Source organism: Streptomyces sp. NPDC028419 (genome assembly GCF_055565515.1).
Genome location: NZ_JBVHUE010000008.1, coordinates 252612 through 262760, shown reverse-complemented (window position 1 = coordinate 262760; position 10149 = coordinate 252612). Strand labels below are relative to the sequence as shown.

At 73.7% G+C, this 10149-nt stretch carries 6 protein-coding genes; 3 read left to right on the top strand and 3 right to left on the bottom strand.

The genetic code is table 11. The annotated features are described in order from the left end of the window. Positions 1-96: 96 nt before the first annotated feature. The 3 genes from ACZ4UB_RS12775 to ACZ4UB_RS12765 form a co-directional block, all read right to left on the bottom strand. Entirely contained in the window at positions 97-4362 is a 4266-nt protein-coding gene (locus tag ACZ4UB_RS12775; RefSeq protein WP_468070154.1) for a caspase family protein, read from the bottom strand. After that, complete coding sequence (locus tag ACZ4UB_RS12770; RefSeq protein ID WP_468070153.1) at positions 4359-5231, bottom strand: hypothetical protein; 873 nt, start codon at positions 5229-5231, stop codon at positions 4359-4361. The genes ACZ4UB_RS12775 and ACZ4UB_RS12770 overlap by 4 nt, the downstream gene beginning before the upstream one ends. A 147-nt stretch (positions 5232-5378) precedes the next feature. After that, complete coding sequence (locus tag ACZ4UB_RS12765) at positions 5379-7343, bottom strand: GTP-binding protein (RefSeq protein WP_468070152.1); 1965 nt, start codon at positions 7341-7343, stop codon at positions 5379-5381. Positions 7344-7622: 279 nt separating this feature from the next. Between ACZ4UB_RS12765 and ACZ4UB_RS12760 the strand changes: the two genes are divergently transcribed. The 3 genes from ACZ4UB_RS12760 to ACZ4UB_RS12750 are packed head-to-tail and all read left to right on the top strand — an operon-like array spanning position 7623 to position 10023. Next, complete coding sequence (locus ACZ4UB_RS12760) at positions 7623-8144, top strand: hypothetical protein (protein WP_468070151.1); 522 nt, start codon at positions 7623-7625, stop codon at positions 8142-8144. Between the two features lie 20 nt (positions 8145-8164). Next, entirely contained in the window at positions 8165-9352 is a 1188-nt protein-coding gene (locus ACZ4UB_RS12755; protein ID WP_468070150.1) for a sensor histidine kinase, read from the top strand. Further along, positions 9349-10023: a response regulator transcription factor gene (locus ACZ4UB_RS12750; RefSeq protein ID WP_468070149.1), complete on the top strand. Its 675-nt coding sequence runs from the start codon at positions 9349-9351 to the stop codon at positions 10021-10023. Before ACZ4UB_RS12755 ends, ACZ4UB_RS12750 begins: the two co-directional genes overlap by 4 nt. The last annotated feature ends 126 nt before the right edge of the window (positions 10024-10149 follow it).

Here is a 10149-nt window from a genome sequence, read left to right as displayed (position 1 = left end):
GTCGCAATCCACACCGAACCCGGAAGGCCCTCACCCATTCAAGACGCCTCAGCCGAGACCTCCATCACCCGTCCACAACCTCCCGAGGCAATACAGCTAGGCAGGCCGGTCGGGCTGGACGCGGCGGTAGAACGCGATGTCCCGACCGCTGACCACGACGATGTCACCGGAGTCGGTCAGCCTGAGGTCGTCCACGGTGTCGAGGAAGATCGCCGGCGCCGACGCTCCGAGGTGCAGGTCCCACACCCGCACCAGCCCGTCCCGCCCTCCGGTGACGGCCACGGACCGGCCGTCCAACGTCCCGCACACCACCGCGGACGCCCCACCGGCATGGGCCTTGACGGAATCGCCGACGAGTTCCAGGGCGTCCAGGTCCCACAGCCGCACCGACCCGTCCTGCGCCGTGGCGATCGCCATCGGCCGGCCGTCCACCACCGCACACGCCACCGCGTACACCATGCTGTGCTGGCCGGGCAGGAGTCCGCCGCCGTGCGCGCCGCCCAACAGGTCCCACACCCGGACCGTCTCGTCCCAACCGCTGGTGACCGCGATCAGCCTGCCGCCCACGACCACGCACCCCACGGCGGCCACCCCGCCGACGTGGCCCGTCATGGGTTCGCCCAGGGGTTCCCCCCGGTCCAGGTCCCACGCCCGCACCGTCCCGTCCAGTCCGCTCGTGACCGCCACCGGTCGGCCGTCCACGACCGCGCACGCGACCGCGTACACCTCGCCGACATGACCGACCAGGGTGCGACCGCGCGGCGCGTCGGCGCCCAGGTCCCACACCCGCACGCTGCCCTGCTGCCCGCAGGTGACGGCCGTCGCCCGGCCGTCCACCGCCACGCACGCCACCGCGTACACCTCGCCGACATGACCGAGGAGGGGGTCGCCGACCGGCTGCCCGGTGTCCGCGTCCCACATCCGCACCGCGCCGTCCACGCCGCCGGTGACGACGGTCGATCGACCGTTGACCACCACGCACTCCACGTCGGACACCCCGCCGGGGTGGGTGGGCAGGGGCTGGACGCGGGACGGCGCGTTCCGGGGGTTCCAGACCCGCACCGTCCCGTCCTGGCCCCCGGTGACCACCACGGGTTGGCCCTCCACCTCCGCGCACGCCACCCCGTACACCGCGTTGGTGTGGCCGGTGAGGGGCTCGCGGACGAGGCGCCCGGTGCGCAGGTCCCACACCCGCACCGTCCCGTCCCAACCCCCGGTGACGGCGACCGACCGGCCGTCCACCTCCGCGCACGCCACCGCGTGGACCACGTTCGTGTGGCCGGTGAGCGGACCGCTGGAGGGCCGGCCGGTGCGCAGGTCCCACACCCGCACCGTGCCGTCCCAGCTCCCGGTGACGGCGATCGGCCAGCCGTCCACGACCGCGCACGCCACCGCGTGCACCTGGCTGTTCTGGCTGTTCTGGCTGCTGACCCGCTCGCCGACGGACCGGCCGGTGCGCAGGTCCCACCGTCGCAGGGTTCCGTCCTGGCCGCCGGTGACCGCGATCGGCCGGCCGTCCACCTCCGCGCACGCCACCGCGTTCACCGCCGAGGCGTGGCCGGTGAAGGGCTTGCCGACCGGTCGACCGGTGCGCAGGTCCCACACCCGTACCGTGCCGTCCCAACTACCGCTGACGGCCACCGGTCGGCCGTCCACCGTGGTGCACGCCAGGGCGTGCACCTGGCTGGCGTGGCCGGTGAACGCTTCGCCAACGGGCGCTCCGGTGCGCAGGTCCCACACCCGCACCGTCGCGTCCCAGCCGCTGGTGACGGCCACGGGCCGGTCGTCCACCACCGTGCACGCCACCGCGGCGACCCCGCCGACATGGCCGGTGAGGGGTTCCCCGACGGGGGCTCCGGTGCGCAGGTCCCACAGCCGCACGGTCCCTTCCTGGCCGGTGCTGACGGCCAGCGCCCGTCCGTCCACCACCGTGCAGGCCACCGACAAGGCCACGCCGTGCCCGATCAGGGCGTCCTGCTGCGCGGTGCTGAAGCGGCTTCCGCTGGCCCAGGAGGGCGCCCAGGAGCCGCCGGGGAGTTGTTGGACGAGCCTTTGGTGGAGGGAGCGGGCGCCGGCGCGGGCGGCGTCGAGCGCGAGGACCTGCCGCCGTTCCACGGGTTCGAGCGGGAGGTGCAGGTGCAGGTGGGCGCGGTAGACGGCCGCGTTGAGACGGGGGACGTCCTTCGCGACGCGGCGCAGGTGCGGGGTGAGCCCCCGGGGCGCGACGTGGACGAGGTACTCCGGGTCCTCGACCAGGGCGTCGAGCAGGTCCGCCTCCGCCGCGTGGTGCGCGAGGTGGTGGAGCGCGTAGGGGTGGGCGCGGCCCCAGTCGCGGGTCGCGTCGGCCCGGTGGGGGACGCGGTCGCTCAGGACGCGGGTGTAGGCCGCGTGGATGCGGGTCGCCTCCGTGTCGTGGCGCAGGTGTTCGGCCATGGCCTCGTGGTAGAGGCGGTAGGCGGAGCGACCGTTCTCCACGGCCTCCACCACGTACGATCCGGCCGCGCGGCGCAGCCACATGAGGTCCTGGTCGGTGTACGCGCGGCCGGCGATCTCACTCGCGAGGGAGGCCCATACGTCTTCCCAGGGCAGGCCCTGGCCCTGTGCCCAGGCCAGCGGCCGCAGCAGGTCGGTGGCGCGCCGGGCATCGGGGCCGAGCCGCTGTTCCAGGTCCTGGCGCATGGCCTCGGTGGCGTGCCGGGGCAGGCCGGCGCGCCATCGCCCTCCCGTGTCGGACGGGATCGTGGGGGCCGCGGCGAGGGTGAAGGCGGCGAGGCGTGCCACGAGGAACGACCGGTCCGCGGCCGCGGCCACCGCCTGCGCGACGGGCAGCACGCGGTCGGGCCGCTCGCGGTACGGGGAGCTCTGGTGCGAGCCGAGCAGGATCCGGGCGGCGTAGGCGGTGACGGCCTCGCGGTCGGCGTACCGGGGGGCGTCGAGGTCTACCGTGTCCTCGGCGGGGATGCCCAGCCGGTCCAGGAGGTAGGGGCGGGTGCCCAGCAACAGCCGGACCCGGCCCCGGGAGTGCGCGATGAGCGGGCGCAGGACGCTGCTGCACAGGGTGTCGGGGGTCGCGGCCTCGTCGAGGGCGTCGATCAGGACGGTCAGCGGTCGCCGGCGCCCGTCCAGGGCGTCGAGCAGCCCTCCGACGGTGGTGGCGTGGACGCGGGCCGCCGCGCCCAGGGCGTGCAGGACGTCGGTGTCGGTGAGGCGTTGGGCGTAGATCGCGGTGTCGAGGGCGCCCGAGCCGATGAGGTCGGCGGGGATCCGCAGGGCACTGGTGGGGACGGTCCTGCGGTGTTCGGGGTGGGACAGGGCCGCCACCACGCCGAGCACGGCGGTCTTGCCCGAGCCGGGTCCCGCGGTCACCACGCGGGCGGCCGATGCGGCGGGGCCCGGTGGCTCCTTCAGCCATGTGCCGATGGCGGCCAGCGCGGCGTGCCGGCCGCTGAACCACCACTGCGGGTTGGCGTCCTGGTGGCGGGCGCCGGAGTGGTGCCCCATGGCGCGGATCAGGAGGCGGGCCGTGAGTTCGGTCTCCCGCAGCCGGTCCTGCTCGTCGAAGGAGGCGGCCTGTTGGAGGGCGAGGTCGACGTCATTGAGGCGGACGTCGTGGCGCGGGTTGGGGAAGAAGGGCGGGGGCTCGCCGTCGAGGCCGGCCAGGGTCAGGCCGATCCGCTGGTGCTCGGGCCGCTTCTTCGAGTCGTTGACGTGCTGGACGACGGCGTTCACCGAGAGGGTCCCGGGCGCGTGGCCCGCGACGGACAGGTCCGTCACCGCGTCCCGCAGCAGCGTCGGGAACAGGGCGGCCACGGCCTGCTGGTGCGGCTGCGCGGAGGAGACCACCACGAGCCCGGACCCCGGGGTGCGGCTCCAGCCCGACTCGACGCGGTTCAGTGCGGCGGCGGCGAGCTGGTTGCCGCCCTTGGCGCTGTAGCAGGCGTCCAGCATCAGCATGACGCGTCGCACCCGGGTGTCCTGGAGCATCGCGCGGGCGAGGTCCGTGGTGCGCAGCGAGGTGTAGGACTTGCGGTTCGGGTCGGTGTCCGTGGTCAGCAGGACGTGCTCGCCGCCCGCGTCGAGGACGTCCCCGTGGAGGGACAGGTAGACGGCGAGGAGGTCGTCGGCGCGGCGGTCGTCCGCACAGCAGAAATCGTTGAGGGCGTCGGTGAGCTGCTGTTTCGTGGGGTTCAGCGGTAACGCGTCGTAGTGGTGGTAGCCGAGGGTCTCGGTGAAGAGTTCCACGATCCCGGCCCGGGCCTCGACGAGGCCGGGCCGGTTCCAGACGGGGTTCTTGGGGTAGTCGGCCACGACGGCGGCGATCAGGAAGCGGCGCCCCTGCCCGCCCGGGGCCGCGTCGGTCACGCGAGGGCCTCGGCTACGGCCTTCCCGCACAGGGCATCGGTGAGGTAGGCGGTGGCGTCGTGGGCGTGCGACCCGGTTTCCAGCAGCACGGAGCGCAGTTCGTCGCCGAAGCCCGGCCGCAGGTCCTTCACCAGCGCGACGACGTCACCGTGCCCGGCGAGGTTCGTCCAGGTCAGGGCCTTCCCGCCGGGCCAGGCCCCACGGGCCCGGGGGCGCGGGCCGGTCGGTGCGGGGTCGAGCCGGTCGAAGACCAGGTTCCTGATGCCGAGCGGCGAACCGATCGTGACCAGGGCCCGTACGCCGTGGCCGGGCAGGGCGCACAGCGCCTCGTAGGCGACGACCGAGCCCAGCGAGTGGGCGACCACGACCCGGGTGTCCGGGCCGATCGCGCCGATCACGCGCTGGCGGACCGCGCCCCGTACGGCCGCATCGGTGAGGTAGGCGCGCACCTGCTTGAGGTCGGCGACCATGTGCCGCAGCGCGATGTCCGCGAAGAACCGCGACCCGGACAGCGCGCGCAGTGCGGCCTGTACGGAGCCGGGCGTGGCGACCAGGGTGTCCTGCGCGTCCGGCGGCACGACTCCCGGGTCGCTCTGCGCCGCCGCCCGCCACCACTCGCCCAACAGCTCCTGCTCGAAGGGGTCGTCGACGTCCTCGGCGGTGTACGGCAGGTCGTCGACGGAGAGCATCTGGCCGGACGGCCGGAACAGGTCCCCGTAGAAGGCCATCGCCACCTCCGACGCGTCCAGCGATCCGCCCGCGTCGGCCCGGCGCAGACCGTCGCCCAGCGCCGGCCACCAGGCCGAGAGCAACAGCCCCTCCCCCTGGACCTGTTGACCGATTCCGTGCACGCACACCACTCGGGCCATGTGACCCACCCCCTGAAACGCGACCCTGACACGCGACCTGGAACACGACCGGACACGCGACGCGAAAGCACCTGTCCAGAGGCACTACTACCAGTCGTCCCCGGCCCGCCGCAGGCGTTCGCCGGACCTCCGGGCGGATGGCCACGCTCACTTCGGGTCGCTCCCGGTCACGCGGACCCCGCGCTCCGTGCGCGCCCTGCGCTGCACGGGGGCGGCGCGGTAGTGGCTGAAGGCCGTCTCCAGCACGCCCTCGCCGCTGGTGAGTGCGGGCAGTTCCCGCCCCAGGTCGTGCACGCGGTCCGCGGGCAGCACGCCCTCGACGACGTACGCGTCCCCGCGCGCCACCGGGGGTTCCGGCTGGGCGCGGTACCGGGCCAGCGCGAGCGCCACCGATGCGTGGGCGTCCTGCGGGAAGTCCAGCCGGAACCGGTGGACCGGCTCGTGCACGGCCGTACCGGCCCGGCGCAGCGCGGACATGAGGACCAGGCGGGTGAGCGCCCGGAATTCCCCCGCCGTGCTGCGGATGCTGCAGAATCCCGAGTGCGTCATGGTCACGGTGCAATCGGGCACCTGCCAGCCGGACGGCCCCCGGCGCAGGGTCGCGCGGACCGTCTCCTCGACGGCGCGCATGTAGCCCGGCGGCAGCGAGCCGAGCTCGACCTCCCTGCGGAAGGCGACGCCGTCGCCGACCCGACCCGGCTCCACCCGCAGCCCCACCGTCGCCAGGAGCCGGTTCCCGTCCTGGTCGATGACCTCGTGCGCGGCCCCCGTACCGGTGACGCGCTCGACGCAGATCGGGGTCGTCCCGCGGAAGGAGACCGTGATCCCGTACTCCTGCGCCAGGGCGGCCGCGAGGACCTCCTTCTGTACCTCGCCGTACAGCGACACCGACAGCTCCTGGCCGTCCGGGTCCTGCCGCAGGCCGATCAGCGGGTCCTGTTCGGCGAGTTGGGTGAGGGCGTGGTGCAAGGCGCCCCCGTCGTCCGGGTCCGCCGGCACGACGACGGTCTCCAGGGAGGGGGCGGCGAAGACCTGCCCGTAGGGGCGGCCGTCGGGCTCCTGACCGAGCACGTCCCCGATCCGGACCGTCGACAGGCCGTGCAGCACCGCGATCTGGCCGGCCCGGGCCCCGGGAGCGCGCACCGCGGCGCCCCGGTCGAAGACGGCGAGGTCGGTGACCTTGGGCCGGGCGCCCGCGCCGGCGCCCGCGACCGGAACCCGGTCGCGGACCGCGAGGCGGCCGGCGAAGAGCCGGGCGTAGGCGATCCGCTCGCCGCCCCCGCCCCGCTCCACCTTGAACACCCGTGCCGACAACGGCGCCCGGGCATCGCCGCGTTCGGCGGGGAGGAGGCGTTCGATGCCCTCGACGAGGTCCGCGATCCCGGCGCCGGTGATCGCCGAGCCGACGTACACCGGGTGCACGCGCCCGCTGCGGGTCTGCGCGACGAGCGCGGACCGCAGCCGCGCGTGGGGGACGGAGCGCGGGTCGGCCAGGTAGGCGCCGAGCAGGGCGTCGTCGTGGGTGGTGAGCACGTCCAGCAGGCCTTGCGCGAACGCGGTGTCGTCCCGGGCGAAGGCGGCCACCTCGGCCGAGGGCGTGCCGAGGTCGGCCACGACCCGCCCCATCGGGATCACGGGCACGTCCAGGGCGCGCCGGAGCTCCCGCAGGACGCGGGTGTCGTCGGCGCCGCGCCGGTCCACCTTGTTGATGAACACCAAGGTCGGGATGGCGAGGCGCTTCAGCGTCCGCATCAGGACGCGGGTCTGCGGCTGTACGCCCTCCACGGCGGAGACGACGAGGACGGCGCCGTCGAGGACGCCGAGGACGCGCTCCACCTCGGCGATGAAGTCGGGATGGCCCGGGGTGTCGATCAGGTTCACGGAGACCGCCGAACCACCGCTCCCGAGCGGGAAGTTGACCACCGCCGACTTGATGGTGATGCCGCGGCGGCGTTCCATCTCCAGGCTGTCGGTCAGGGTGTTGCCGGCATCGACGCTGCCGATCTCGCCGATGACCCCGGCCGCGTACAGCAGCCGTTCGGTCAGGCTGGTCTTACCGGCGTCGACGTGGGCCAGGATGCCCAGGTTGAGCGTGCGCGAGGTGGTGTGCACAGAGCGTCATGTCCTTCAGGTGGATGATCGTTCCTTTCGCGGGGGACATGTACGGACGGCGCATCGATCGGCTCCTCTGTGACGTCGGGCTCTCCCCCCGACGCTCGCACATCACCCGCACCCGCTGCCACCGCATTTCGGCGCCGGGCATGCTGCCCGCGCCACACGGCACTCGCTCTCCACCCCTCCTCTCCACCCTCGCTCTCCACCCCCTCTTCCACCCTTTCTTCCACCCCTGGGTCCAGGTGCCGCGGACAGATCCGCAGCAGTCTTGAGGGCATGACAACGACCGAGTGGATCACCGACATCGCCCTCCTGCTGATCGTCTTCCGCCAGCTCCGGGAAGGGCGGCTCGACCTCAAGTCCTTCCTGATCCCGCTGGGGATCGTGGCCTTCGTCGCCAACTCCTACCTGGACACCATCCCCACCGCCGGCAACGACCTGGTGCTCATCGGGCTCCTGGTCGCCGTCGGCGCCGCGCTCGGCATCGCGGGCGGCGTCTACACCCGGATCCGGTCCCTCGACGGGCACGTCCTGATCAAGGCCGGTGCGGTGTCCGCGGTCCTGTGGGTCGTGGGGATGGGCGCCCGGATGGGCTTCCAGCTCTGGGTCCAGCACGGCGGCGCCGCCACCGTCGGGCGGTTCAGCGTCACCCACCAGATCACCAGCGACAAGGCCTGGGTGGCGGCGTTCGTACTGATGGCCCTCACCGAGGTGGTCACGCGGCTGGCGACGATCTTCATCCGGAGCCGGAGCGTCGCCGTGACCCGCCCCGTGGCCGTCCTCGACCGCACGGTCTGACCGTGCAGTACGTTCAGCACATGCCCACGACCCACAGCGCTCCGCCTCCGGGAAGCACACCGCCCCCGGAGGCGGTCCCGCTTCCCGGCCAGGACCCCCGCGTCCGGTGGGCCCTGACCCTGGCGGTGATCGTCGTCGGCGTCGTGACGGTCCAGCCCATGGGCGTCACCGGTCGGGGCCTGGCCGTCGCCGCGCTCTTCACCCTCTGCACGGCCGCGCTGCTGGCCCGGGGCCTACCGGAGAACGCGACGACGCAGCGGTTCGCCCTCCTGTGGCTCACCGGCGGAGTCCTGGCCGCGGCCGGCCTGATCGCGGTGAGCAGCAGCGGAACGGGCTACCTGTTCGCCTTCTTCCTCTCCGGTCACATCGGCTACCGGCTGGAGACGAGGTGGGCGCTGGCCCTCGCCGCGCTGTGCAGCGTGCTCTGCGCGGGCGTCCTGTACTTCGACCTCGGGCCGGGGCACCCGCAGCTGCCGTGGACCCTCGGCCTCTCCACCGGCACGCCGGTCCTGGTCGGCATCCTCAACCGCAGCCAGCGCCAGGCGGTGCGGGCGGTGATCGCGGCCTCCGAGTCGGCCGAGCGCGCGGCCCGGGCCGAGGCCCGCACGGCCGTCCTGGCCGAGCGCGGCCGGATCGCCCGGGACGTGCACGACGTACTGGCGCACTCGCTGGCCGGGATCAACATGCAGCTGGAGCTGACCGACGCGTTGATCGAGACCGGTGACCTGGAGAGGGTCCGGGAGGCCAACGCCAAGGCCCACGCCCTCGTCAAGGAGAGCCTGCGGCAGGCGCAGTGGACCGTGCACGCGCTGCGCGAGGACGCGCTGCCGCTGGTGGAGAGCCTGACCGCGATGGTCAAGTCCTCCGGTCACCGCGACGCCCTCGCCGTCACCGGTACGGTCCGCGAACTCCCGACCCGGGTGACCCAGAACCTGCTGCGGATCGCCCAGGAGGCGCTGACCAACTCCGCCCGGCACGCGCCCGGGGGAAGCGTCGCGGTGGAGCTGACGTTCGCCGCCGGATCGACGACACTGAAGATCCGCAACGGCCCCGGCACCCGCGAGGTGAGCGCGGGTCCCGGAAGCGGGATGGGGTTGATCGGCATGCGCGAACGCGTCGCGCTGCTGGAAGGAACCGTCACCGCGGGCCCGGTCACGGAAGGGCCGGACCGGGGCGGCTGGCACGTGGAGGCAGTGATCCCGGGATGAGCGAAGTGAGCGAGCAGCAGCAGAAGTTGCGGGTGGTCGTCGCCGACGACCAGGCCGCCGTCCGGGAACCGCTCGCCGCGGTGCTCGGACTCTCCGACGACATCGACGTCGTGGCGGCCGCCGCGGACGGGACCGAGGTGCTGGCGGCGGTCGCCGCCGGGCCGGTGGACGTCGTACTGATGGACCTGCGGATGCCCGTCATGGACGGGATCGAGACGACCCGCCGGCTGGGCGAGCAGTACCCGCGGGTGGCGGTGGTGGTGCTCACCACCTTCGCCGACGACGAGTCGATCCTGGGCGCCCTGGGCGCGGGAGCCCGCGGGTACCTGACCAAGAACGCCGGACGCCAGGACATCACCCGGGCCATCCGGGCCGCTGCCGCCGGCCAGTCCGTCCTCGACCGCGAGGTGCAGGACCGGCTGCTCGCGACCGTGCGGACCACGGCGACGGCGTCGCCCGCGACGCGGCCCGCCCTGCCCGCGGACCTCACGCCCCGCGAACGCGAGGTCCTCACATTGATCGGTCGCGGCCTGCCCAACCGGGGCATCGCCGAGAAGCTCTTCATCAGCGAGGCCACCGTCAAGACCCACATCAACAACCTGTTCGCCAAAGCGGACATCCCCGACCGCGCGGCCGCCGTCCGCCGCGCCATCGAGGCCGGCCTGGCCTAGGTCCTGGGGGGGGGGGGGGGGGGGGGGGGGGGGGGGGGAGGGGGGGGGGGGGGGGGGAAAAAAAAAACAAACAAAACAAACCACAACCAACAACACAACACCACCCCCCCCCCCTCCCAACCACAC

Coding starts and splice junctions, on each gene's coding strand:
- ACZ4UB_RS12750 (WP_468070149.1), top strand. CDS start 9,349: ATGAGCGAAGTGAGCGAGCAGCAGCAGAAGTTGCGGGTGGTCGTCGCC.
- ACZ4UB_RS12755 (WP_468070150.1), top strand. CDS start 8,165: ATGCCCACGACCCACAGCGCTCCGCCTCCGGGAAGCACACCGCCCCCG.
- ACZ4UB_RS12760 (WP_468070151.1), top strand. CDS start 7,623: ATGACAACGACCGAGTGGATCACCGACATCGCCCTCCTGCTGATCGTC.
- ACZ4UB_RS12770 (WP_468070153.1), bottom strand. CDS start 5,231: ATGGCCCGAGTGGTGTGCGTGCACGGAATCGGTCAACAGGTCCAGGGG.